Source organism: Paracoccus sp. BR5-17, from assembly GCF_055693925.1.
Genome location: NZ_JBVFUV010000003.1, coordinates 2,659,108 through 2,683,141 on the forward strand (window position 1 = coordinate 2,659,108; position 24,034 = coordinate 2,683,141).

Below are 24,034 nucleotides of genomic sequence, written 5' to 3' on the forward strand. Positions count from 1 at the left end.
TGCGGCCCGGAGATGACATGAACAACGATCTGAAACCCGACCCTTCGGTGATTGGCGGCGTCCCTGTGGCGCCGCTGGCCTTTCTGCCCGACGCCGCTGCCGTTTTCGCCGGCCGCGCGGCGCGGTTCCGCTTCCTGGCCGAACACGGCGGCAACCTGGCCCCCTATCTCGGCTTTCTGGCCGACCTCACGGCGCTGCAGGCGCGGCTGGCGACTAAGCTTCCGGCCGTGGCGCCGGTGTCGGCCGACCGGGTCGCGCTGGCCCGCGAAAGCCGCCTGCCCCCCATCGACCGCGCCGCGCTTGCCCTGGACGACGGGATGCACGCGACGCTGGACCGCTTCCTGGCCGAGGCCGCGGCCCTGACCATGCCCGAGCCGGCCCGGCTGGCGCTGTCCGCGGTGACGGCATCGGGCATCGCCGACCGCCACTGGCTGCTGGAAAACATCCTCTCGGACCGCATCCCCGACGACAGCGCCGCCCCGCATCTGTTCGTGGGCGCGGCGGTGCAGCTGCATCTGGCGCGGCTGGCCGCGACGCTGGACGCGGCGAAGCTGGTCAAGATCCGCACCGGCACCTGCCCCGCCTGCGGCGGGCGCCCGGCCACATCGTCGGTGGTGGGCACCCCGGGCATCGAGAACACCCGCTATGCCACCTGCGGCTGCTGCGCGACCCGCTGGAACGAGGTGCGCCTGGTCTGCCTGTGCTGCGGGTCGAACGCCGCGATCAGCTATCGCAGCGCCGAGACCGAGGAGGCCACCGTCAAGGCCGAGGTCTGCGGCGACTGCAAGTCCTGGGTCAAGATCCTGTATCAGGTCAAGAACGCCAGCCTGGATCCGATCGCCGACGACGTGTCCAGCCTGGGGCTGGACATGCTGATGAAGGACACCGACTTCCGCCGCGGCGGCTTCGACCCCTTCATCGCGGGATATTGATGCCGGGGTTCCGGGCCCTGCCCTCGGTCGATCAGGTTCTGCTGTCCGACATCGGCCGGGCGCTGATCGACAGCCACGGCCGCGCCGCGGTGACGGCGGCCCTGCGCGGCCGGCTCGAGGCCGCGCGCCGGGCCATCCGGGACGGCGCCGACGGCGCGGCCGAGGCCGCGCGCCTGCCGCACCTGCTGGCCGCCGATCTGGCCGCCGCCGCGCAATCGCAGCTGCGCCCGATGCTGAACCTGACCGGCACGGTCCTGCACACCAATCTGGGCCGGGCGATCCTGGCCGATGAGGCCGTCGCCGCCGCCTCTGCCGCGATGGCCGCGCCGCTGGCGCTGGAATACGACCTCGACAGCGGCGGGCGCGGGCAGCGCGACGACCACCTGCGCGGCCTTCTGCGCGAACTGACCGGCGCCGAGGACGCCACCGTGGTCAACAACAACGCCGCCGCCGTGCTGATCGCGCTGAACACCTTCGGCCTGGGACGGGGCACCATCGTCTCGCGCGGCGAGCTGATCGAGATCGGCGGCGCCTTCCGGATCCCCGACATCATGGCCCGCGCCGGCGCCCGTCTGGTCGAGGTGGGCACCACCAATCGCACCCATCCGCGCGACTATCGAGACGCCATCGCCCCGGACACCGGGCTGATCCTGAAGGTTCACACCTCGAACTACCGGATCGAGGGGTTCACGGCCGAGGTTCCGGCCCCCGCGCTGGCGGCCATCGCCCGGGCGGCGGGCGTGGTGCTGCTGAACGACCTGGGGTCGGGGTCGCTGGCCGATCTGGGCCGCTGGGGCCTGCGCCGCGAACCAACCGTGGCCGAGGCGGTGGCCGAGGGCGCCGATCTGGTCACCTTCTCGGGCGACAAGCTGCTGGGCGGGCCGCAAGCGGGATTCATCGTCGGGCGCCGGGATCTGATCGCGCGCATCGACGCCAACCCGCTGAAGCGGGCGGTGCGGCTGGACAAGATCCGCATCGCCGCGCTGGAGGCGACGCTGCGGCTTTACCGCGACCCGGACCGGCTGGCCGAACGCCTGCCCACCCTGCGCCACCTCTCGCGGCCCCGCGACCAGATCGCCGCGCAGGCCGCGCGGCTGGCTCCGCAGGTGGCGGCGCTGCTGCCGGGCTTCGCGGTGTCGGTCACCGACTGCGCCAGCCAGATCGGATCGGGGGCGCTGCCCACCGACACCATCCCCTCGGCCGGGCTGCGGATCACCGGGCAGGGCGGCGACGCGCCCGACCGGCTGGCCGCGCGGCTGCGCGCGCTGACCCGCCCGGTGGTCGGCCGCATCCGCGACGGCGCGCTGATCCTGGACCTGCGCTGCCTGGACCGCGACGCGGATCTGCTGGAGGCGCTGTCGCCATGATCGTCGGCACCGCGGGCCATATCGACCACGGCAAGACGGCGCTGGTGAAGGCGCTGACCGGCACCGACGCCGACCGCCTGGCCGAGGAGAAGGCCCGCGGCATCACCATCGACCTGGGCTTTGCCTATGCCGACCTGGGCGGCGGCGCGGTCACCGGCTTTGTCGACGTGCCGGGCCACGAACGGCTGATCCACACCATGCTGGCCGGCGCGGGCGGCATCGACCTGGCGCTGCTGGTGGTCGCCAGCGACGACGGCGTGATGCCGCAGACGCGCGAACACCTGGCGATCCTGGACCTGCTGGGCATCACCCGCGGCATCGTCGCGCTGACCAAGGCCGACCTTGCCGACGCGCCGCGCCGCGCCGCCGTCACCGCGCAGATCCGCGAGGCGCTGTCGGGCACCGCCCTGGCCGATGCGCCGGTCCTGCCGGTGTCGTCGCTGACCGGCGAGGGGATCGAGGCGCTGCGCCGCGCGCTTGTCGCCGCCGAGGCCGAGACCGCCGCCCGCCACGCCGACGGCCCGCTGCGGATGGCCGTGGACCGCAGCTTCACCCTGTCCGGCGCGGGCACGGTCGTCACCGGCACGGTGCTGACCGGGCGCGTCGCGGTGGGCGATCAGGTGGTCGTCAGCCCGCGCGGCCTGCCCGCCCGGGTCCGCGCCATCCATGCCCAGAACCGCCCTGCGCCCGAAGGCCTGGCGGGCCAGCGTTGCGCGCTGAACCTGGCCGGAGAGTCGATCGCCAAGGACGCCATCCATCGCGGCGACGTGGTGCTGTCGCCCGCGCTGCACGCACCGACCGACCGCATCGACGCCTGGCTGACGGTGCTGCCCTCGGAACCCCGGGCCATCGGCACCTGGTTCCCCGCCCGCCTGCACAGCCACGCGGCCGAGGCCGGCGCGCGGATCGTGCCGCTGGCCGAGCCGATCCGGCCCGGCGGCGGCGGCCCCGTGCAGATCGTCCTGGACCGGCCCATCGCGGCGGCGGTGCAGGACCGCTTCATCCTGCGCGACGTGTCGGCCAGCCGCACCATCGGCGGCGGGCGCCTGCTGGACCTGCGCGCCCCCGCCCGCAAGCGCCGCGGCCCCGACCGCCTGGCGCTGATCCAGGCCGCCCGGGCCGAGGATCCGGCCCAGGCGCTGGCGGCGATGCTGGCCGTGGCGCCGGTCGATCTGCCCGCCTTCGCCCGCGACCGCAGCCTGTCGCAGGCGGGGCTGGCCGATGCCCTGCGCCGCGCCGATGCCGCCACCATCGGCGATCTGGCGCTGGGCCGTCCGGTGCTGGACGCGCTGCAGGCCCGGCTGACCGAGACGCTGACCGCCTTCCACGCCGACAACCCCGACCTGGCCGGCCTGGGCCGAGAGCGCCTGCGCCTGACCCTGCAGCCGCGCCTGCCCAAGGACGCCTTCCTGACCTTCCTGCGCGCCCAGTCCGAAGCCGGCCGCGTGGTTCTGGACGGCGCCTTCGTCCGCCTGCCCGGCCACGAGGTCCGCCTGACCGCCGATGACGAGGCGCTGTGGGACCGCATCGCCCCCGACCTGCTGGGCGAGACGCGCTTCCGCCCGCCGCGCGTGCGCGACTTCGCCACCCGCTTCGGCATCGACGAACGCGAGGTCCGCCGCGTCCTGCGCCTGACGCAGAAGCTGGGCCGCACCGACCAGATCGCCCACGACCATTTCTTCGCCCGCGCCGTGACGCGCGAGATGGTGGCGATCATCCAGGATGTCGCGGCGGGTTCGGCCGACGGCTGGTTCACCGCCCCGGCCTTCCGCGACCGGGTCCAGAACGGCCGCAAGGTCGCCATCGAGATCCTGGACTTCTTCGACCGCCTCGGCCTGACCTTGCGCCGCGGCGATTTACGTCGCATCAATCCTCACCGCGCTGACCTGTTCGGCGAGACTGGAAGGAATCGTCCCCGGTGGGGCGGCCGGACTTCAACTCCGGTTGGGGCAGCGAGACTGTCCCGGGTGGGTTCGACTCCCATTCCCTTCCGCCATCTTCGGAAAGCCCGCCATGAACGACACCGATTTCGACGACTGGGTGCAGCGGACCTATGCCGAGACCCAGGGCTTCACCATGCTGATCGTCCTGATCGGCATCGACGGCGGGCGCATCGACCTGCTGCGGTCGGCCTATCTGCACGTCATCGGCGACGAGATCGGCTGGCCGGACATGCTGGCCTATCTGGACGGATCGGGCGTGGCCTGGGACGCGGTGGTGCTGTTTCGCGCCGGGCGCGAGGGGCTGGTCAAGGACGACATCGCCCGCGACCGGCTGGACCAGCTTGTGCGCGCGATGAACGGCGACCGCACGCTGATCCGCGACGGAGAGTTCCTGAACCGCGACGGGCTGCGGCTGCGGCTGGACGACGCCGAACCGCAGCCGCCGATCCTGAACTGATCCGAAGCCCGCCCCGCCCGGTCAGCAGGCGGGGGACCGCGCCGCCACCGGCTCGGCATGGCCCTTGAGATCCAGCCCCCGCGCGGTGGGCGGCTGCCAGGTGGGCGAGGCGGTGGTGGCACCTTGCGGATTTGTGCCGAGCTGCGAGCCGCCGGTGCCGCCGGTCCAGCCGGTGGTGCCGGTATTGTTCGGGTCGGTGCCGTTCTCGCCGGGCTGGGGCTGGGTTGCGGGCTGCGCCACCGCATCGGCCGCGGCGCAGTCCCCCTCACCCGACAGGCCCTGCACCTCGGTCCGCTCGGCGGGAACCTGTCCCTGCGCCGGGGCTTGCGCGGCCGGGGCCGGGGCCGGGGCCGGCGCGGCGGGGGCCGGCGCGGCGGGGGCCGGGGCCGGCATTGGCGTGGCAGCAGCGGGCTGCGTCGGCGCAGCAGGGGTCTGCGCGGCAGGGGCCTGCGCGGCAGGGGCCTGGGCCACGGGAGCCTGCGCCTGCGCCGGGTCTGGCGCGGCCGGGGTCGGGGTCGGCGCGGCGGGGGTCGCGGCCGGCGCCGCCGGGGCGGGCGCTTGCGCGGCCGGGGCCGTCGGGGCCGGCGCGGGCGGGGTGCCTTGCGCCCAGGCGGAACCGGCGATCAGGGTGGTGGCAAGAAGGGCGGCAAGGCGGGTCATGGCGGACACTCGGGGCTGATGGGCAGGGACCGGGGGAAACGCCCGGGCGCCGCGCGGGTTCCGGGTGCCCGCAATCCGCTTGCAGCCCTGCGTCACGGCGACTAGAAGGGCGGAAATTTTTCGGGCCGCCCGGCTTTGGCGGCCATCATGGCATGAGGACGATGATGCAGGTCAAGGAAACCCGGAACGAAGGTCTCAAGCGGGGCTATCAGTTCACCCTGCCGGCAGCCGATCTGGCCGCGACGGTCGATGCGAAGCTGAAGGAAGCCCAGCCCGAGGTCGAGATGAAGGGCTTTCGCAAGGGCAAGGTTCCGATGGCCATGCTGAAGAAGCAGTTCGGCCCGCGCATCCTGGGCGACGCCATGCAGGAGGCCATCGACGGCGCCCTGAAGAAGCATCTGGACGAATCCGGCGACCGCCCCGCCACCCAGCCCAAGGTCGAGATGGAGAACGGCGAGACCTGGAAGGAAGGCGAGGATGTCGTGGTCAACGTCTCGTACGAGGCGCTGCCCGCCATCCCCGAGGTCGATCTGACCAGCCTCTCGCTGGAGCGGCTGACGGTCCCCGCCGAGGAAGACGCGATCAACGAGGCGCTGGAGAACCTGGCCAAGTCCGCCCAGGCCTTCGAGGACCGCGAGCCCGGCAGCGGGGCCCGCGACGGCGACCAGGTGGTGATCGACTTCAAGGGCTTCGTGGACGGCGAGGCCTTCGAGGGCGGGGCGGGCGAGGATTACCCGCTGGTGCTGGGCTCGAAAAGCTTCATCCCGGGCTTCGAGGAACAGCTGATCGGCGCCAAGCAGGGCGACGACGTGACCGTGACCGTGACCTTCCCCGACCAGTACGGCGCCCCGCATCTGGCGGGCAAGGAAGCCACCTTCGAATGCACGGTCAAGGCGGTCAAGGCGCCCCAGCCCGCCGAACTGGACGACGAGCTGGCCAAGAAGTTCGGCGCCGAGGATCTGGAGGCGCTGAAAAAGCAGATCGCCGGCCGCCTGGAGCAGGAATACGCCGGGGCCGCCCGCGCGATCCTGAAGCGCTCGCTGCTGGACCAGCTTGACGAGAAGGTGAAGTTCGACCTGCCGGAATCGCTGGTCGAGGCCGAGGCGCACCAGATCGCCCACCAGCTGTGGCACGAGGAAAACCCCGAGGTCCACGACCATAACCACGGCAGCGTCGAGCCGACCGAGGAACACCGCAAGCTGGCCGAGCGCCGGGTGCGCCTGGGCCTGCTGCTGGCCGAGATCGGCCAGAAGGCCGAGGTGACCGTCACCGACCAGGAGATGACGCAGGCCGTTCTGCGCGCCGCGCGCCAGTATCCCGGCCAGGAACGCGCCTTCTTCGAATTCGTCCAGCAGAACCAGGCCGTGCAGCAGCAGCTTCGCGCGCCGATCTTCGAGGACAAGGTCGTGGACCACATCGCCGAACAGGCCGGCGTGACCGAACGCACCGTCACCAAGGAAGAGCTGGAAAAGGCCGTCGAGGCCCTGGACGAACTGTGATCGCCCGCTAGCGGAACCTGCGACAGGCCGCGCCACCGCGCGGCCTTTTGCGTTCCGGCGATCTTGTGAGCGGACCCCCTTCCCCCTATCTTGCGGCCATGTCAGCACGTCTCCACCTCATGAAGCTATGCGTGGGCGCCGAGGGCCCCGAGGATCTGGCCCGGTGGCAGCGCCGCTTCGGCGACGGTCCGGCGGTCCATGTCACCCGCATGTGGCCCCGGCGGGACGCGGAACTGCTGGACGGCGGGTCGATCTTCTGGGTGTTCAAGGGCGTGATGCTGGCCCGCCAGCGGATCCTGCGGCTGGACGAACATCAGGGCGACGACGGCATCCGCCGCTGCGCCCTGGTCCTGGATCGCGATGTCGTGCCGGTGACGGCGGTGCCGCGCAGGCCCTTCCAGGGCTGGCGCTATCTTGACGCGCAGGACGCCCCCGCCGACATGGCGCGGGGCCGGGAAGGCGACACCGCCCTGCCCCCGCTGATGGCCGCCGCGCTGGCCGAGATGGGGCTTGTCTGACCCTTGACGGGGGCCGCGGCTTGGGTTAGCCACGGCGCCACGCGGGTGTAGCTCAATGGTAGAGCAGCAGCTTCCCAAGCTGAATACGAGGGTTCGATTCCCTTCACCCGCTCCATCCCCCTGATTCGCCGCCCCGCCAGACGCCATTCCGGCGGCCGGGCCTGACTCATGTCCTGCGGCGGCCGGTCCAGGCCCTTGGGAAGCAAGGCTAATCCGACATATCGGATGGCGGCCTGCCCCCCGGACCCACACGGGACGTGCGGTCCCCCGCAGAGCCGAAACCTGTCCTTTCGACAGGTGTCGCAACGTTAACCGTTCCTTTACATTTATTAACAGGGCGGTCGCCCAAGCGGCTGTCCGCAAAAGTGGTACAAGGATCGAGTTGATGTTCAAGCTCATCGGTGCCGCCCTTCTGGCGGCTGTTTCCACGCTTGCGCCCGCATCGGGCGCCACCCTGACCCTGCTGGCCGATGCCCCCGCCGAGGGAACGATCGTCGCGCTGTCGGTGAACGATTTCCAGCGCATGGGTCATTGCGGGGGCGGCGGGTCGGTGGTGCATGACGGCTGTTCGACCGTCGTCAAGGACGACCCGCTGGCGCCCCATGCCTCGGGACGCTTCGACCCCCTGGGACAGTTCTGGATCGACAGCCAGGACATCGACCTTCTGAAATGGACGGTCGCCTCGCCGGTGGCCTTCACCTCGATGACCTTCGCCATGACCGATGCGCATGACCAGCCGCGCAGCCACTTCGCCATGTCCTACAACGAGGCCGGGACCTGGTCGCCGCTGTGGGACATCCCCAGCCAGCTGCCGAACGCCAATCTTTTCTGGCTGAGGGTGGATTTTGACCAGCAGGTGCGGCTGGCCGAGTTCCTGTTCTCGACCAAGGAGGGCCCGGACGGCTATGACGGCTACGGCATTTCCCAGTTGCGCCTGTCCCAGGTGCCCGCCCCGATCCCGGCGCCGCCCGCGGCGGTTCTGCTGCTGAGCGGGACGGTCCTGATCGCCAGCCTGCGCCGGCGCCGGAAGGCCGCCTGAACCGGCGGGTCAGAACCCGAAGCTGAACTTGCGCACGATGCCCAGCTTCAGCGCCGGTTGGTATTCGTCCTGCACAAGGGGCGAATCCTCGGCGTCGCCGATCAGCTTGGCGTATTCCACCTCGCCCAGCAGGGCGACGGTGTCGGTCAGGGCATAGCGCGCCTCGAAGGAAATCGCCGCCTTGTTGAAGCCGCTGCCGATGTCGTAGGCGGGCCGGTCGGCGCGGGCCTGGGACGGATCCACGCCGAAATAGGTGTCGTTGAAGTCGCCGTCGCCATAGCCCAGCGACAGGCCCGACCACAGCGTGACGCGGTCCGACAGGTCGGTGCGGTATTTCGCGCCGATCTCGCCCACCAGCCCCTCGTGGCCCTCGAAGCCCTGGCGAACCTCGCCGAAGGCCGTCAGCCGGCCCATGCCATAGCTGACCCGCAGCCCGACTTCATAGGCGCGGTCGATGTCCTCCATCCCCTCGAGGTCGTCGTTGTCCGAAGACTCGCGTTCGCCCACCAGGTTGAACGCGGGCGAGATGGCCAGCCCCTCGCGCAGGTCGCTGCCGGGCCGGGTGAAGCCGGGATTGCGCCAGATCAGCCAGGGGCCGGCCTCGGCGTCGTCGGAACCCGGATAGTCCGGGCCGACATCCACGCCGACCCCCAGATCGACCGAAAACTCGCGGCCGCCAAAGCCCAGATCCTGCGCCTGTGCACCCGTGGCAGCGGATGCGGCAAGAACGGCCAGGGCCAGCAGAGCTTTCATGATCGGGTCCTTCTCGGGGGTCGGCGGGATGTAGATGCTTCCTAGAGGCGAATCGTTAACGCGCACAAGACGCGGCGCGTGTCGCCCCGAAGGATCATCGGGCGGGCGGCGCATTTGCGCAACAGCTAGCCCTGCGCCGCGCCGCGTTCGGCGCCGTCCAGCCCTTCCAGGGCGGCCATCCACAGATCCTCGGCCCGGGCCATGGCCTGCACCGCCTCGGCGCGCTTGGCGGACCAGCGTTTGGCCTCGTGCGGGTCGTTGTACAGCGCCGGGTCGGCCAGCTTGACGTCCAGCTTCTCCAGCATCTCGGTCAGCTTCTGGACGCGCTCCTCGGCGCGGCGGACCTCGGCGCGCAGGGCCAGGATCTCGTCGCGCGGCGCCCGGCGGGGGCGGGCTTCGGGCGGTCCTCGGCCGGCTTGGGATCGTCGCCGCCCAGCAGGAAGCGGCGATAGTCGTCCAGGTCGCCCTCGTAGGGGGCGACGCCGCCATCGCTGACCAGCCACAGCCGGTCGGCCACCAGCCCCAGCAGGTGCATGTCGTGGCTGACCAGCACCACCGCGCCGGTATAGTCGTTCAGCGCCTCGGTCAGGGCCTCGCGCGATTCGATGTCCAGGTGGTTGGTGGGTTCGTCCAGGATCAGCAGGTGCGGGGCGTCGATGGTCGCCAGCAGCAGCGACAGCCGCGCCTTCTGGCCGCCCGATAGTTGCCCGACGCGGGTTTCGGCCTGCGCCTCCATCAGCCCGAAGCCCGCCAGCCGCGCGCGAAGCCGGGCCGGCGCCTCGGCCGGGCGCAGGCGGCGGATGTGGTCCAGCGGGGTTTCGGCCAGATCCAGTTCATCGACCTGGTGCTGCGCGAAATAGCCCACCCGCAGCTTCGACGAGCGCGTCACCTTGCCCTCGATCGCGGGCAGGCGCCCGGCCAGCAGCTTGGACAGCGTGGACTTGCCCTGCCCGTTGCGGCCCAGAAGCGCGATGCGGTCGTCCTGGTCGATGCGCAGCGACAGCTTGCGCAGCACGGCGCGGCCGTCATAGCCGACGCTGACCCCCTCCATCGCCACGATCGGGGGCGACAGCTCCTCGGGCTGGGGAAAGCCGAAGCGGTGGAACTTCGCCTCCTCGGGGGCGGTGATCGGCTCCATCCGGGCCAGCATCTTGACGCGCGCCTGCGCCTGCCGCGCCTTGCTGGCCTTGGCGCCGAAGCGGTCCACGAAGCTTTGCAGATGCGCGCGCCGGGCCTGCTGCTTCTTGGCCTCGGCCGCCTGCAGGGCGCGGCGTTCGGCCCGCATCCGGGCGAAGTCGTCATAGCCGCCGGTATAGAGCGTCAGCTTGCGGTTCTCGAGGTGCAGGATGTGGCCGACGGCGCGGTTCAGAAGGTCGCGGTCGTGGCTGATGATGATGACCGTGTGCGGATAGCGCGCCAGATAGGTTTCCAGCCACAGCGCGCCTTCCAGGTCCAGATAGTTGGTCGGCTCGTCCAGAAGCAGCAGGTCGGGCTGGGCGAACAGCACCCCCGCAAGCGCCACGCGCATCCGCCAGCCGCCCGAAAAGTCCGCCGTGGGCCGCGCCTGGTCCGCGGTGGAAAAGCCCAGCCCGTCCAGGATCGAGGCCGCCCGCGCCTCGGCCGACCAGGCGTCGATATCGGCCAGCCGGGTCTGGATGTCGGCGATGCGGTGGGCGTCGGTCGCGCCCTGGCTTTCCGCCAGCAGGGCCGCACGTTCCCGGTCCTCGGCCAGGACGGTGTCCAGGACGGATGTGGCCGTGCCCGCCGCCTCTTGCGCGACGCCGCCAATGCGGGCGCGCGAGGGCAGGACGATCTCGCCCCCGTCCAGCGACAGTTCGCCCCGGATCAGCCGGAACAGGGTCGTCTTGCCCGCGCCGTTGGGGCCGACCAGGCCGACCTTGTGGCCTTCGGGAATGGTGGCCGAGGCCCCCTCGAACAAGGGGCGGCCCTGGATGGAATACGAGATGTCGTCGATGCGCAGCATGGGCGGGGCATGGCCGATGCCGGGGGCCGCGTCAAGCGACCGCCGGCACCGCCGCCCCGGTCCGGCGCGTCAATCGGCAGGTTCCACCGGGTCCTCAGTCGGCAGCGGCACGGTTTCGTTGGTCTCGACCGCCGCCTCGGCCGCCGTTTCGGCCGAATCGCGCCCGGACAGCACCATCAGCGCCACCAGGATGACGAAGCCTAACGGGATCAGGGCATAGATCAGCGCACGAGGCATTCCGCGGCGGGGCTTGGGTTCGGAGGCCATTCGGGGGGTTCCTTTTCCGCTATATGGCGGACAACGGCGCAGGGGCCGGGGAAGTTTCAGCCCTGTGCCGAAGGCCGGGGGCCGGGGATCGGGAAGCGCCGGCCGGCAACCGCGCCGAACGCCGGACCGGCCGTTTGCGGGATGGTCAGGATTTGCGCAGGCTGCACGGAAGATGGGCCGCGCGCGCCGCCGGGTTCGTTTCGGCTTGCGCTGCGGGATGATCCGCATGGCCGCGCGGAAGATCGGTTCCTAGCGTCGGGGTGGAGCACAACTTAAGGAAAGGCAGACCCCGCATGAGAACAGCGATCCTTCTGACATGCGCCATCGGCGCCGCGCCGGCGCAGGCCCAGCAGGGACCGGTCGATCCCGTCGCCTACACGCCCGGCTTCGAGACGCTGCAACCGCTGATGGACGCCCCGGGCGAGGCCGAGACATCGGCGGGACCCGGCTTCTACGTGCCCTCGACGCCCGAGACGGTGATGTGGGGCTATCTGCCCAATGCCGCCAGCACGCCGGTGCTGACGGTGCCATCGGGCGCGGTGGTGACCTTCGACACGATTTCCCACGAAGGGCTCCTCGAGGATCAGGGACGGGATCCCGAAGGCTATTTCCAGCGCTTCGGCGTCCCGTCCGGCGACGTGATCGAGGATGCCGTCGCCATCGCCGGATCCGGCATGGCGCATGACTTCGTGGCCGACGGGCCGCATGTCGTGACCGGCCCCGTGGCCATCGAGGGCGCCGAGCCGGGGGATGTGCTGATGATCGAGACGCTGTCGATCCTGCCGCGGACGGGCTATGGCGTGATCTCGAACCGGCACGGCAAGGGGGCGCTGCCGGGCGAGTTTCCGGCGACGCCAGACCCCGAGCCGGACGCCAGCGCCCAGAACCCCGAGGCCTATCACAACGTCTCCATCTTCTCGCCCATCACCGAGCGCGACGGCACCTATTACGGCCTGCTGCACAATATCCGCAACGAACTGGTGGAATATCCCATCCGCCCCTTCATGGGCCTGATGGGGGTTGCGGCGGACACCACCGAACCGGTCCATTCGGTCCCCCCAAGCGCCTATGGCGGCAACATGGACATCAACGAACTGGGCGCGGGCTCGACGGTCTATCTGCCGGTCAAGGTCGCCGGGGCGCTGTTCTACACGGGCGATCCCCATGCCGCGCAGGGCGACGGCGAGGTGGCGCTGACGGCGCTGGAACATTCGATGCGGGCAACCTTTCGCCTGACGCTGCTGAAGGCCGGCAGCGACCGGATCCCGGTGTCCGGCGACTTCGTCCATCCCGTCGCCGAAACCGAGGACTACTGGATCGCCGTGGGCCTTGACGCGGATCTGGACGAGGCGATGAAGCAGGCGGTCCGCCAGGCGATCGGGCTGCTGACCGCCCAGTACGACATGGACCCCGCAACCGCGCTGGCCTATCTGAGCGCCGCGACCGATTTCGAGGTCTCGCAGGTCGTGGACCGGACGAAGGGCGTCCACGCGCTGATCGACAAGGCGCATTTCGCCAATCTCGCCGCCCGGTGACGGGGCCGCTTTGCAGGCTTGGGCCTTGACGCGGCCGCCCGGCCCCCTAGGCTGACGCTGCGGCAGCGCATCCCGGGGAGAGATCGGCTGATGGATTCGATGATCCACGACATGGCCCGGCGGCTGCTGGGCGACCATGTAGATCACGCGCTGCGCGAAGACGCCGCGGCGGGAACCTGCCCCGCGGCGCTGTGGACGCGGATCGAGGAGGCGGGCCTGACCCTGGCCTTGGTCCCCGAGGCCGCCGGCGGTTTCGGGGTGCCCGCCGCCGAGGCATTGGGGCTGGCGCGCATCGCCGGCGCCCATGCCCTGCCCCTGCCCCTGGCCGAGACGCTGATCGCCAACGCGGTGCTGGCGGACGCCGGGCTGGCGCTGCCCGGCGGCCGGCTGACCATCGCCGACGGCGCGGGGCTGCGGCTGGAACGGCGGGGGGCGCGGATCCACGCCAGCGGGCGTCTGGCGCTGGTGCCCTTCGCGCGCTGGTCGGATTGGATCGTGACGGTCGCCGCGCTGGACGGGGCCGATCACGCCGTCTCGCTGGCGGTGGCGGATCTGACGGTCCTGCCGGGGCGCGACCTGGCCGGGATGCCGCGCGACGATGTCGAGGTGGCGCCGCAACCCGCCGAGGCCGCGCCGCTGCGCCTGCCGGCGCCCGGGATGCGCGGCCTGGGCGCGCTGATCCGCAGCCTGGCCGCCGCCGGCGCGATGGAGACGATCCTGGCGCTGAGCGTCCGCTATGCCAACGACCGGGTCCAGTTCGGCCGGCCGATCGGCCGATTCCAGGCCATCCAGCAGTATCTGGCGATCATGGCCGGCGAAACCGCCGCCGCCCGCACCGCGGCCGAGCTTGCCGCCGACAGCCACGGCAGGCCGGCCTTCGCCCTGGCCGTCGCCGCCGCCAAGGCCCGCACCGGAGAGGCCGCGCAGACCGTGGGCGCGCTGGCCCATCAGGTTCACGGCGCGATGGGCTATACCCGCGAACACGCGCTGCACCACTTCACCAAGCGGATCTGGAGCTGGCGCGACGAGTTCGGGACCGAGGCCGACTGGACGCGCGACCTGGGCCGCGCGGCGCTGGCCCACGCCGGGGGCACCTTCTGGCATTTCATCACCGACAGCACGTCCGAAGGCGCCCCGGCATGACCACCATCGCATTCCCCCCGCCGCCCCCCGGCGCCGATCACGACGACCTGCGCCACGAGGTCCGCGCCTTTCTGGCCGAGGAACTGGCCGATTTCCCCCGAGCGGCGCGCAAGATCCTGGAACGGCTTCAGCCGCGCCTTTTCCCGCAAGCTGGCGCAGCGCGGCTGGATCGGCATGACCTTTCCCCGCGAATACGGCGGCCACGCCCGCAGCGCCCTGGAACGCTATGTCGTGTCCGAGGAACTGCTGGCCGCGGGCGCGCCGGTGATGGCGCACTGGATCGCCGACCGGCAGAGCGGCCCGCTGATCCTGGCCAAGGGCACCGAGGAGCAGAAGCGCCGCATCGTGCCGCGCATCGCCGCGGGCGAGGCCTGCTTCTGCATCGGCATGAGCGAGCCGGATTCGGGGTCCGACCTGGCGGCCACGCGCACCACCGCGGCCGAGGTCGAGGGCGGCTTCCGGGTGAACGGCACCAAGGTCTGGACGACCTTCGCCCACGAGGCCGACTACATGATCCTGTTCTGCCGCACCGGCAAGAGCGACGACCGCCACGGCGGCACCAGCCAGTTCCTGATCGACCTGAAGGCCACCCCGAACATCCGCATCAGCCCGATCATCGACATGGCGGGCGAACATCACTTCAACCAGGTGGACTTCGACGATGTCCTGCTGCCCCCGGACGCGCTTCTGGGCGCCAAGGGCGAGGGCTGGTCGCAGGTGATGGGCGAACTGGCCTTCGAGCGCAGCGGCCCGGAACGGTTCCTGTCGTCCTTCGCGCTGATCGAGGAGCTGATCCGCCTGCTGCGCCAGGACGCAACCGACGCCCAGCAGGCCGAGATCGGCCGCCTGGCCGCGCATCTGATGGTGCTGCGGCGGATGTCGCGGTCGGTCGCCGGGATGCTGAGCGCGGGCGAGAACCCCTCGCTCCAGGCGGCGATCGTCAAGGATCTGGGCGCGGTCTTCGAACAGGACGTGCCGCGGCTTGCGCGGGCGCTGCTGTCGCGCCCGGCGGTGCCGGAAAGCCAGGACAGCTATGCGGCGGTGCTGGCCTATACGGAACTTGCCGTGCCGTCCTTTTCGCTGCGCGGCGGAACCCGGGAGATCCTGCGCGGCATCATCGCCCGCGGCCTGGGCCTGCGCTAGGCGCGCGGGCCGGGGGGATGCAGGACGGCCCTCAGCCGTCCTTGTGGTTCACGATCAGGTCGGCGTTTTCCGGCAGCCCGGCCACCACCTGCACCCCGTCGGCGCGGATGCGGCTGTGCAGCCTGAAGGCCTCGGCCGCGGCGGCCTGGGCGGCGTCGGCGTCGGCCCCGTCCTCCAGCACCAGCGACAGGCGGATCGTCTCGCGGTCGTTCTCGCGCGTGACCACGGCCTGCGCGGCCCGCGCGCCCGGCGTGGCGATGACGACTTCCTCGACCACCCGAGGATAGACGAAGATCTCGCGCACCTTGACGGCGGCGCCCACCCGGCCCTGCAGGGCCGAGATGCGGCTGACGCTGCCATCGGCGTTGCTTTCTAGGGCGTAGGCGCTGTCGCCGGTGCCGAAGCGGATCATCGGCCAGGTGGCGTCGCGCGCCGTCACCACCACCTCGCCCGGCTGGCCGTGGGGCACCTGCGCGCCGCTGACCGGGTCGCAGATCTGCACCACCCGGTCGGGATGGACCACATAGCCCTCGCCGCCGTCCTCGTAGGCGACCAGGCCCAGGTCGGCGGTGGCATAGGCGGCCCAGGTCGAGACGCCGTATTCGGCTTCGATCCGGCGCCGCTTGGCCATCCAGTCGCCCATCTCGCCGCCCAGGAAGGCCGATTTCACCGTCCAGGCGTCGCGGCCATAGGTCTCGATCACCTTGTCGGCCAGCGTCAGGAAGAAGGCGGTCGAGGCGCAGATCGCCGTCACGCCGGCCTCGACCACGATCTGCGCCTGAAGTTCGGTATTGCCGACGCCGCCGGGGATCACCGTGGCGCCAGCGGCCTGCGCCGCCTCGTCGAACAGCAGGCCCGCGGGGACCAGGTGATACATCCAGGTGTTCAGGATGACGTCGCCCGCCCCCACGCCGGCCGAGCGGAACAGCAGATCCAGCCCGTGGCCGCCGCCGCCGGGAAGCGCCGGTTCGAAGATCGGCCCGGGCGAGACATAGATGCGCCCCACATCCTTCATATCGGCGGCCAGGAACCCGCCGAAGGGCGGGTTGGCGCGCTGGATCTTGAGCAGGTCTTCCTTCTTCATCACCGGCAGACGCGACAGATCGGCCAGCGAGGTCACGGCGGCCGGATCGAACCCGGCGGCCGCAAATCGCGATTTCAGGCCAGGGGCCTTTTCGGCCGCGGCGGCATAGGCTTGCGCGATGTCTTTATAAATGCTGTCGGCCATGACCATGCCTCCTCGACCCTTACGCCCCCTTAAAGCGGGCAATCCTTGCGGAAGTTCGGCGCGCGCTTCTCGCGGTGCGACAGGACGCCTTCCTTGACATCTTCGCCCATGAAGCCAAGCATCTCAAGGGCGGTCGATGCGTCGAAGATCGGCCCGGCCTGGCGCAGCCAGTTGTTCAGCGAATACTTGGTCCAGCGGATCGCGCTTTGCGAGCCGTTGGACAGTTCGATAGCCGTATCCAGGGCGATCTGCTGCAACTGGTCGTCCTCGACGCACATCGACACCAGACCGATGCGCTCGGCCTCCTCGCCCGAGACGGGCTTGCAGGTCATCAGGTAGTACTTCGCCTTGGCCATCGAGGTCAGCAGCGGCCAGATGATCGCCGCGACGTCGCCCGCGGCCACGCCCAGGCGCGGGTGGCCGTCGACGATCTTGGCGCGCTTGCCCGCGATCGAGATGTCGGCCAGGATCGCCACCACCAGCCCCGCGCCGGCCGCCGGGCCGTTGATGGCCGAAATGATCGGCTTGTTGCAGTTGATGATGTTGTAGACGAGATCCTTGGCCTCTTTCCAGGTCTTCATGATCTCGTAGGAATTGCCGATCATGCCTTCGATCAGGCTGAAGTCGCCGCCCGCCGAGAAGGCCTTGCCGGCGCCGGTCACGATCACCACGCTGATGTCGGGGTCGCGGTCGATGTCCAGCCACATGTCGGTCATCTGCGTGTGCGTTTCCGCATCGACCGAGTTGAAGGTCTCGGGCCGGTCGAAGGTGATGCGCAGGACGCGGTCGGCCGGATAGTCGAATTTCAGCTTGTGATACTTTGCATAGCGGTCTGACACGGTCAGGTTTCCTCCCTTTGCGTTGGTGTCGGTTCAGCCGGGCAGTCCCAGGACCGCCTTGGACAGGATGTTGCGCTGGATCTCGTTCGAGCCGCCGTAGATCGTCGTCGGCCGCGCCTTGTAGAAGCTGGACAGCAGGTCCACCCCGACATTGCCGACCTGGATCGGGCCGACGGTGGCGCCGTCGGGACCGGCTGCCTCGATCATCAGTTCGGTGATGCGCTGGAAGCACTCGGTCACCCAGATCTTCAGCATCGAGACATCGGCGCCCAGCGTCTCGCCGCGCTTGAGCTGCTCGGCGAAGCGGGCATAGAGCGCGGCGTGGTCCTCGACGTCCAGCGCGGCCTGGGCGAAGCGGTCGCGGAAGGCCGGGTCGTCGAAGGCGCCGCGGGCGCGGGCGAAGGTTTCCAGCTGCCCCAGGGCGCTCTGGGCCAGGCTGGGCGAGCCGATGAAGATGCGCTCGAAGCTGAGCAGCGCCTTGGCCATCGTCCAGCCCCGGTTCATTTCGCCCACCAGGTTCTCGCGCGGGGCGCGGGCGTTGTCGAAGAACACCTCGCAGAACTCGGTCTCGCCGGACAGGGTGCGGATCGTGCGCACCTCGATCCCCGGCTGATCCATCGGCGCCAGAAGGAAGCTGATCCCCTCCTGCTTCTTGGGCGCCTTGGGATCGGTGCGCACCAGCATGAAGATATGCGTGGAATCATGGGCCATCGTGGTCCAGATCTTCTGGCCGTTGATGACGAAGTCATCGCCGTCGATCTCGGCCCGGGTGCGCAGGTTGGCCAGATCCGATCCCGCGCCGGGTTCGGAATAGCCCTGGCACCAGATGTCCTCGCAGCTGAGGATGCGCGGCAGCCAATAGTCCTTCTGCTTCTGCGTGCCGAACTTGATGATCAGCGGGCCGACCATCTGCACGCCCATGTCGCGGCCGCGGTTGACCCCCCAGCGCTGCTGTTCCTCGTAGAAGATCAGCAGCTTGGCGGCGCCCAGGCCCATGCCGCCGTATTCGGCGGGCCAGGCCGGGGCGACCCAGCCCTTGGCGTGCAGCTTGCGGTGCCAGGGCTCGATCTCGGCGAAGGTCGGGCGATGCGGCAGGTGGCGCAGTTCCTCGGGGTATTCCGTCTCGAAGAACTGCCGGACCTCCTTGCGGAAATCCGCGTCGCTCATGGCGTTCCAGTCGGTCATCACGCGGCCCCCTCTGCTTCGCGCGCCTCGAACCACAGCCGCCGGTGGTGGGCGTCGTCGCCCAGCCAGGCCGACAGCACCAGGGCCCGGTTCAGATACAGCCCGATGTCGTATTCGTCGGTATAGCCCACCGCGCCGTGAAGCTGGATCGCGTCGCGGGTGATCTTGCGGGCGGCGGTGACCGCGCGCGCCTTGGCGCGGCTGGCCAGCCGGGCGCGCGCCGCGGGGTCGGCCTGCGCGTCCATCAGCGCCAGGGCCTCGCGGACGGTGGCCTGGGCGACCTCGCGCATCACGGCCAGATCCACGGCCCGGTGCTGGATGACCTGGAACGAGCCGATGGGCTTGTCGAACTGCTCGCGGGTCTTGATGTAGTCGAGCGCGATCTCGAGCGCGCGGTCGCCAAGGCCGACCAGTTCGGCGGCGGCAAGCGCGGTGGCATCGGCGACTGCCTGGGCCAGCGCCTCGCCCACCGCGGGGCCGCGGGCCAGTTCCTCGGCCGGGGTGGCCGAGAACGTCACCTCGCACAGGGCGCTGCCATCGGCCTGGGTGCGCTGTTCCACCGACACGCCCGGGGCGCGGGCTTCGACCAGGGCCAGAACCGGGCCCCCGTCGCCTTCGGCCAGCACCAGGAAGCCCTGCGCGCGGGCCGCGGCGACGACCCAGGCCTTGCGGCCCGACAGCGCGCCGTCCGCGAAGCGGCAGCCCGCCGGTGCCGCCGAGGGACGGCCGTCGGGCGCGCGCTCCTGCCAGGCCACCGCCAGCACGGCCTCGCCGCCCGCCAGCCGCTCGACCGCGGGATGGTCGGGGCAGAGGCGGCGCAGCAGGCCGAGCGCCAGCCCCACGGTGGGCACCACCGGCTCGGGCGCGATGACGCGGCCGACCTCCTCGGCGATGACGCCGGCGGCGGCAAGGCCCAGGCCCAGGCCGCCGTTCTCCTCGGGCAGGGTCACGGCGAAGACGCCGGCCCGGGCCAGTTCCAGAAGCATGTCGTCGCTCCAGCCGCCGCCGGCGTCGCGCAGCTTGCGGGCCCGGCCGACCCCTCCGGCGCGGTCGAACAGGGTGCGCACGCTTTCGCGCAGCAGGCGGAGATCGTCCTGGTCGCTGACCTGCATGTCAGGCTGCCTATCGGTCTGTGGCATGGCTTTCCCGCTTTATCATCACGGCTGTATCGGCGGTGAACACGACGTCCCCCGCGGGGTTGCGGGCCGTCAGGGTATAGGTCATCACCCCGCGGTCGGGCTTGCTGCGGGACGGGGTGACGGCCGTGACGGCCATCTCGACGTCCAGGGGCTCGTCGGGGCGGACGGGCCTGGTCCATCGCAGGCTGTCGAAGCCGATGCCGCCGATATTGGCGACGTCGGTCATCATCTCGGCCATGACCGGCCTGAACACCTCGAGCATGGTCTGGAACCCCGAGGCGATGAGGCTGCCGTGCATCCGCGTCGCATAGTCGTCGTCGGTGTGCAGCCGCTGCGGGTCCCACTGCCCGGCGAAGGCCTTGATCGATTCGGCGCTGAGGGGCGGGGTGCGGAACCGGAACACCTGCCCGGCCTGGAAATCCTCGAGATGCTTCACGACGCGTCCTCCCGGGAAAACTTGGCGTCATAGCCCGCCGCGTCGCGCGCAATCCGCGTCCGGTTGAATTCCTCGAGCTTCGGATAGGTGGCGCTGAAGGCCTTCAGGAACTCGGTCATCGGCGCATCGACGTAAAGGCCGCGGTCGTTGACGTATTCCATGTGCCGCTGGTCGTTCTCGTCGAATTCGTGGAACAGCGCGTCGTGATGGCCGTCGAACACCAGGGGCTTCACGCCGAAGCGTTCGCACAGCTCGATGTTGAAGGCGGGGGTGACCTTGTAGCTTTCCCCGCCCAGCCACAGCTGGACATAGCCGTGGTAGATGAACAGGTCGGTGCCCATCAGCTCCTGCAGCTTGGGGGTGTTCAGGTGGTTGCGCACATCGGCAAAGCCAAGCGCCGCCGGGATCCCCACCGCCCGCAGGCAGGCCGCCAGCAGGATCGCCTTGGGCACGCAGAAGGCCGCCTCGGCCCCGACGATCCGGCTTGCGCGATAGGAATCCTCGTCCAGGGCGAAGCTGTAGGGATCGTAGCGGATGCCGTCGCGCACCGCGTCGAACAGCCGGATCGCCTTGTCGCGCGGGGTCGCGTCGGCCGGCAGATCCCGCAGCGCCGCGGACACGAACTGCTGCACCTCGAGGCTGTCGCTTTCGACGAAATGCGCGGGCATCACGAACCGCTCGGCCTCGGCCGGCACGGTGTCCTGTCCCTGGGCCATCATCCCCCTCCCCCTGCTGGTTTTCTAACAGTTGTTAGATTAATGGCCGCCCCGACGGGCGTCAACCGGAATCATTCCCCCTGCGGACCGGGGGCGCCGTAGCGGGCGTTGTCCTCGCCCAGGGCGGCTGCCCGGCCCACCGCGTCGGCCGGGGCGCGGAAGGCGGCCGCGATGGGCAGCGGCAGGGCCGGCACCGCCCGGCCGGCGATCGACACGCGGCGGTCGAACACGCCGCGGGCGGCGAAATGCGGGTCCGCCGCTGCCTCGGCCGGCGTCCTGACGACCGAACAGCAGCAATCGGCGGCGGCCAGCAGCGGCCCCCAATGGGTCGAGGGCCGGGCCGCCAGCCGCCGCGCCACCTCGGCGCTGCAGGCGGCGGGGTCGGCGTGATCGTCGCGCAGGTCCGCGGGCAGGCCGATCACGTCGCAGAAGGCCTGCCAGAACTTCTCCTCGATGGCGCCGACGGCGATCTGGCGCCCGTCGGCGGCGGTGTACAGCCGATACCGCGCCAGCCCCCCGCTCAGCCGGCTGCCGCCGTTCGCGATGTCCTGGCCCGCGACGACGCCTTCGGCATGGGCCCAGTAGGCGAAGGCGAAGGCCCCCTCGGCCATGGCGATGTCAAGGCGGGTGCCCTGCCCGGTCTTCTGCCGCGCCATCAGCGCCAGCAGGATGTTCACCACCGCCGGATAGGTCCCGCCGCCGATGTCGGCGACCAGCCCGAAGGGCATGGTCGGGCGGTCGTCGGGGCCGCGGCTCAGCGACAGGATGCCCGCGTCCGAGACATAGTTCAGGTCGTGCCCGGCCAGGGCCGCCTTGGGGCCGGTCTGGCCATAGCCGGTGATCGAGCAGTAGATGATGCCGGGGTTGATCGCGCGCACCGCGTCATAGCCCAGCCCCAGCCGGTCCATCACCCCGGGCCGGAACTGTTCCACGATCACGTCGGCCCGCGCCAGCAGCGGCCGCAGCACCGCCTGGGCCTCGGCCGACTTCAGGTCGATGGCGACCGAACGCTTGCCGTGGTTCAGCACCGCGAAGCCGATGCTTTCGCCGTCCATCTTCGGGTCGGTCAGGCGCGCGTCCTCGCCCGTCCCGGGACGCTCGAACTTGACGACCTCGGCGCCGGCCTCGGCCAGCATCAGCGTCGCCATCGGGCCGGGCAGAAGGGTGCTGAAATCCAGCACCAGGATATCCTTGAGCGGCTGGGTCATTCTTCTTGCCCTATGCCAAGCGCGCGGCGCCGTTGTTCAGGACCACCACCCCGCGCGCCGGGATCGAGGCGCGGAAGCGGGCCTCCCGGCCTTCCTCCCAGATCTCGAAGCGCACGGTTTCGCCGGGATAGACCGGGGCCGAGAAGCGCACGTCCAGCCCGACAAGCCGGGCCGCGTCATAATTCAGCAGCGTCCGCAGGATCGCCCGCGCCGCCAGGCCATAGGTCGCCAGCCCGTGCAGGATCGGCCGGTCGAACCCGGCCGAACGCGCCACATCGGGATCGGCGTGCAGCGGGTTCAGGTCGCCGCTGAGCCGGTAGATCAGCGCCTGGCGCGGCAGCGTGGCGATGTCGCAGACATGATCGGGCGCCCGGTTGGGCAGCGCCGCAGGCGGCGGGCCGGCGCGGTTCTCGCCCCCGAAGCCGCCGTCGCCCCGGCAGAAGGCCGACATCGCCACCCGCGCCAGCCGGTCGCCGCTGTCGGCGTCGATGATGTCGCGGCTTTGATAGACGACCGCGCCCTTGCCCTCGCCCTTGTCCGAGATGAAGTCGATGCGGCTGCGCCCGACGATCCGGCCCTTGACCGGCAGCGGCTTGAAGATGTCCAGCCACTGTTCGCCGTGCAGCACCTTCTGCCAGTTCACCCCGGTGCGGGGATCGCGCAGCCAGAAGCCGGGATAGCCCATCGTCACCGCCATGCTGGGCACCGCCTTCAGGCCGTCCTCATACACATAGGCCAGTTCCCTGCGGTCGGTCGGATCCTCGCCGAAGCCCAGGCCCAGCGCATAGAGGATGGTGTCCCGTTCGGTCAGGGTCTGCTCGATCTCGTCGAACCGCCAGTTCGACAGCGCCTCGATGTCCAGTGGCATGATCTCTCCTCCCTCGATGGCCGTCAGAGCGTGGCCTGTGATCCCAGGATCGCCGTCACCTGGCTGGACAGCACCCCGCCGTTGCCGTGCGCCAGCGCCAGGTCGATGCCGTCAAGCTGCAGGCCGGGGGCGTCGCCGCGGATCTGGCGGGCGGCCTCGATGACGGTGAAGATGCCGTACATGCCCGGATGCACGCAGGAGAGCCCGCCGCCGTTGGTGTTCACGGCCAGCGCCCCGCCCGGCGCGATGCGCCCGCCCTCGACGAAGGCGCCCCCCTCGCCCTTGGCGCAGAAGCCCAGGTCTTCCAGGAACAGGATCGTGTTGATGGTGAAGGCGTCGTAAAGTTCGACCGCCTGGATGTCGGCGGGCGCCACGCCGGCGGCGGCGAAGGCGCGCCTGCCCGATTCGCGCGCGGCGGTGACGGTGAAATCCTTCATCTGCGAAATCTGCCGGTGCGAGCTTTCGGCCGCGCTGCCCAGCACATAGACCGGCGGCTTGGGGAAATCGCGGGCGCGGTCGGCGCGGACCATGACGATGGCGCCGCCGCCATCGGTCACCAGGCAGCAGTCGCGCACGGTCAGCGGATCGCCCACCATGCGCGAGTTCAGCACGTCCTCGCGGCTCAGCGGGCCGCGCTCGAAGGCTTCGGGGTTGTGCTGCGCCCAGGCCCGCGCGGCCACGGCCACGTCGGCCAGTTGTTCGCGGGTGGTGCCGTAGTCGTGCATGTGCCGCGCCGCCGCCATCGCATAGGCCGAGATCGGATAGCGGGGGTTGTAGGGCGCCTCGTATGCGGGCGGGCGCGAGGCCGTCACCAGCTTGCCCGAGGCCGTCCGCTGGTTCGAGCCATAGACGATCAGCGCCACGTCGCACAGCCCCGCATCCAGCGCCATCGTGGCCGAGGTCAGATAGTTCACGAAGGACGATCCGCCCGTCATGGTGCCGTCGATAAAGCGGGGCTGGATGCCCAGGTATTCGGCCGCCATCAGGGCGGGCATGCTGTCCTCCATCATGGTGCAGAACAGCCCGTCCACGTCCGCAAGCCTCAGCCCGGCATCCTTCAGCGCCGCCAGCGCGGACTGCGCCATGACATCATAGGCGGTCAGGCCGCGCGCCTCTCCGAAGCCCGCATGGCCGGTGCCGACGATGGCGGATTTCCCCCTCAGGTCACGGGTCAT

At 70.6% G+C, this 24,034-nt stretch carries 21 protein-coding genes, 2 tRNA genes and 2 pseudogenes; 12 read left to right on the top strand and 13 right to left on the bottom strand.

Annotated elements, in window-relative coordinates:
* Positions 1 to 17: 17 nt before the first annotated feature.
* From fdhE to ACZ1HC_RS14755, 5 genes and pseudogenes are all read left to right on the top strand, one after another.
* On the top strand, positions 18 to 932 hold the full coding sequence (fdhE, locus tag ACZ1HC_RS14735; RefSeq protein ID WP_472700625.1) for a formate dehydrogenase accessory protein FdhE: 915 nt from the start codon (positions 18 to 20) through the stop codon (positions 930 to 932).
* A complete protein-coding gene (gene selA, locus ACZ1HC_RS14740; RefSeq protein ID WP_472700626.1) occupies positions 932 to 2,299 on the top strand; it encodes an L-seryl-tRNA(Sec) selenium transferase in 1,368 nt (455 codons plus the stop codon). The genes fdhE and selA overlap by 1 nt, the downstream gene beginning before the upstream one ends.
* Positions 2,296 to 4,152: pseudogene (selB, locus tag ACZ1HC_RS14745) on the top strand (selenocysteine-specific translation elongation factor); the annotation flags it as partial. The gene selA and the pseudogene selB, both read left to right, overlap by 4 nt.
* A gap of 48 nt (positions 4,153 to 4,200) precedes the next feature.
* Positions 4,201 to 4,295 (top strand) — tRNA-Sec (locus tag ACZ1HC_RS14750).
* A gap of 17 nt (positions 4,296 to 4,312) precedes the next feature.
* Positions 4,313 to 4,699, top strand: a complete 387-nt coding sequence (locus tag ACZ1HC_RS14755; RefSeq protein WP_472700627.1) for a hypothetical protein — start codon at positions 4,313 to 4,315, stop codon at positions 4,697 to 4,699.
* A gap of 21 nt (positions 4,700 to 4,720) precedes the next feature.
* Here the strand turns inward: ACZ1HC_RS14755 and ACZ1HC_RS14760 are convergent, their stop codons facing one another.
* Positions 4,721 to 5,359: a hypothetical protein gene (locus ACZ1HC_RS14760; RefSeq protein WP_472700628.1), complete on the bottom strand. Its 639-nt coding sequence runs from the start codon at positions 5,357 to 5,359 to the stop codon at positions 4,721 to 4,723.
* A 164-nt stretch (positions 5,360 to 5,523) separates the two neighbouring features.
* Between ACZ1HC_RS14760 and tig the strand changes: the two genes are divergently transcribed.
* The 4 genes from tig (at position 5,524) to ACZ1HC_RS14780 (ending at position 8,415) form a co-directional block, all read left to right on the top strand.
* On the top strand, positions 5,524 to 6,858 hold the full coding sequence (gene tig / locus ACZ1HC_RS14765) for a trigger factor (protein ID WP_472700862.1): 1,335 nt from the start codon (positions 5,524 to 5,526) through the stop codon (positions 6,856 to 6,858).
* Positions 6,859 to 6,956: 98 nt separating this feature from the next.
* Positions 6,957 to 7,376, top strand: coding sequence for a DUF1489 family protein (locus ACZ1HC_RS14770; protein WP_472700629.1), 420 nt, complete (start codon positions 6,957 to 6,959; stop codon positions 7,374 to 7,376).
* 41 nt (positions 7,377 to 7,417) lie between these two features.
* Positions 7,418 to 7,491, top strand: a tRNA-Gly gene (locus tag ACZ1HC_RS14775).
* Positions 7,492 to 7,761: 270 nt separating this feature from the next.
* The gene (locus tag ACZ1HC_RS14780) at positions 7,762 to 8,415 is read left to right on the top strand and encodes a hypothetical protein (protein WP_472700630.1); all 654 of its coding nucleotides are present in this window, start codon (positions 7,762 to 7,764) and stop codon (positions 8,413 to 8,415) included.
* A gap of 9 nt (positions 8,416 to 8,424) precedes the next feature.
* Here the strand turns inward: ACZ1HC_RS14780 and ACZ1HC_RS14785 are convergent, their stop codons facing one another.
* The 3 genes and pseudogenes from ACZ1HC_RS14785 to ACZ1HC_RS14795 all read right to left on the bottom strand — a co-directional run bounded on the left by ACZ1HC_RS14785 (position 8,425) and on the right by ACZ1HC_RS14795 (position 11,419).
* Positions 8,425 to 9,168 carry a MipA/OmpV family protein gene (locus ACZ1HC_RS14785; RefSeq protein ID WP_472700631.1) on the bottom strand — a complete coding sequence of 248 codons (744 nt, stop codon included), beginning with the start codon at positions 9,166 to 9,168 and terminating at the stop codon, positions 8,425 to 8,427.
* Positions 9,169 to 9,293: 125 nt separating this feature from the next.
* Positions 9,294 to 11,152: pseudogene (locus ACZ1HC_RS14790) on the bottom strand (ABC-F family ATP-binding cassette domain-containing protein).
* 69 nt (positions 11,153 to 11,221) lie between these two features.
* Entirely contained in the window at positions 11,222 to 11,419 is a 198-nt protein-coding gene (locus ACZ1HC_RS14795) for a hypothetical protein (protein WP_472700632.1), read from the bottom strand.
* A gap of 293 nt (positions 11,420 to 11,712) precedes the next feature.
* Here ACZ1HC_RS14795 and ACZ1HC_RS14800 point away from each other — a divergent pair, with 293 nt between their 5' ends.
* The 3 genes from ACZ1HC_RS14800 (at position 11,713) to ACZ1HC_RS14810 (ending at position 15,240) form a co-directional block, all read left to right on the top strand.
* Complete coding sequence (locus tag ACZ1HC_RS14800) at positions 11,713 to 12,954, top strand: acetamidase/formamidase family protein (RefSeq protein WP_472700633.1); 1,242 nt, start codon at positions 11,713 to 11,715, stop codon at positions 12,952 to 12,954.
* A 90-nt stretch (positions 12,955 to 13,044) separates the two neighbouring features.
* Positions 13,045 to 14,097, top strand: a complete 1,053-nt coding sequence (locus tag ACZ1HC_RS14805; RefSeq protein ID WP_472700634.1) for an acyl-CoA dehydrogenase family protein — start codon at positions 13,045 to 13,047, stop codon at positions 14,095 to 14,097.
* A 150-nt stretch (positions 14,098 to 14,247) separates the two neighbouring features.
* Positions 14,248 to 15,240, top strand: a complete 993-nt coding sequence (locus tag ACZ1HC_RS14810; protein ID WP_472700863.1) for an acyl-CoA dehydrogenase family protein — start codon at positions 14,248 to 14,250, stop codon at positions 15,238 to 15,240.
* Between the two features lie 31 nt (positions 15,241 to 15,271).
* On the opposite strand, the gene ACZ1HC_RS14815 is transcribed toward ACZ1HC_RS14810, so the two are convergent.
* From ACZ1HC_RS14815 to ACZ1HC_RS14855, 9 genes are all read right to left on the bottom strand, one after another.
* Positions 15,272 to 16,468 carry a phenylacetate--CoA ligase family protein gene (locus ACZ1HC_RS14815; RefSeq protein WP_472700635.1) on the bottom strand — a complete coding sequence of 399 codons (1,197 nt, stop codon included), beginning with the start codon at positions 16,466 to 16,468 and terminating at the stop codon, positions 15,272 to 15,274.
* Between the two features lie 29 nt (positions 16,469 to 16,497).
* On the bottom strand, positions 16,498 to 17,307 hold the full coding sequence (locus ACZ1HC_RS14820; protein ID WP_472700636.1) for an enoyl-CoA hydratase/isomerase family protein: 810 nt from the start codon (positions 17,305 to 17,307) through the stop codon (positions 16,498 to 16,500).
* A 33-nt stretch (positions 17,308 to 17,340) separates the two neighbouring features.
* Positions 17,341 to 18,492: an acyl-CoA dehydrogenase family protein gene (locus ACZ1HC_RS14825; protein WP_472700637.1), complete on the bottom strand. Its 1,152-nt coding sequence runs from the start codon at positions 18,490 to 18,492 to the stop codon at positions 17,341 to 17,343.
* Complete coding sequence (locus ACZ1HC_RS14830; protein WP_472700638.1) at positions 18,492 to 19,604, bottom strand: acyl-CoA dehydrogenase family protein; 1,113 nt, start codon at positions 19,602 to 19,604, stop codon at positions 18,492 to 18,494. The genes ACZ1HC_RS14825 and ACZ1HC_RS14830 overlap by 1 nt, the downstream gene beginning before the upstream one ends.
* A gap of 10 nt (positions 19,605 to 19,614) precedes the next feature.
* Positions 19,615 to 20,067: a MaoC/PaaZ C-terminal domain-containing protein gene (locus ACZ1HC_RS14835; protein ID WP_472700639.1), complete on the bottom strand. Its 453-nt coding sequence runs from the start codon at positions 20,065 to 20,067 to the stop codon at positions 19,615 to 19,617.
* On the bottom strand, positions 20,064 to 20,783 hold the full coding sequence (locus ACZ1HC_RS14840; RefSeq protein WP_472700640.1) for a transglutaminase-like domain-containing protein: 720 nt from the start codon (positions 20,781 to 20,783) through the stop codon (positions 20,064 to 20,066). The genes ACZ1HC_RS14835 and ACZ1HC_RS14840 overlap by 4 nt, the downstream gene beginning before the upstream one ends.
* A 71-nt stretch (positions 20,784 to 20,854) precedes the next feature.
* Positions 20,855 to 21,991, bottom strand: a complete 1,137-nt coding sequence (locus tag ACZ1HC_RS14845) for a CaiB/BaiF CoA transferase family protein (protein ID WP_472700641.1) — start codon at positions 21,989 to 21,991, stop codon at positions 20,855 to 20,857.
* A gap of 10 nt (positions 21,992 to 22,001) precedes the next feature.
* Positions 22,002 to 22,859, bottom strand: coding sequence for a MaoC/PaaZ C-terminal domain-containing protein (locus ACZ1HC_RS14850; protein WP_472700642.1), 858 nt, complete (start codon positions 22,857 to 22,859; stop codon positions 22,002 to 22,004).
* A gap of 23 nt (positions 22,860 to 22,882) precedes the next feature.
* Entirely contained in the window at positions 22,883 to 24,034 is a 1,152-nt protein-coding gene (locus tag ACZ1HC_RS14855; RefSeq protein ID WP_472700643.1) for a thiolase, read from the bottom strand.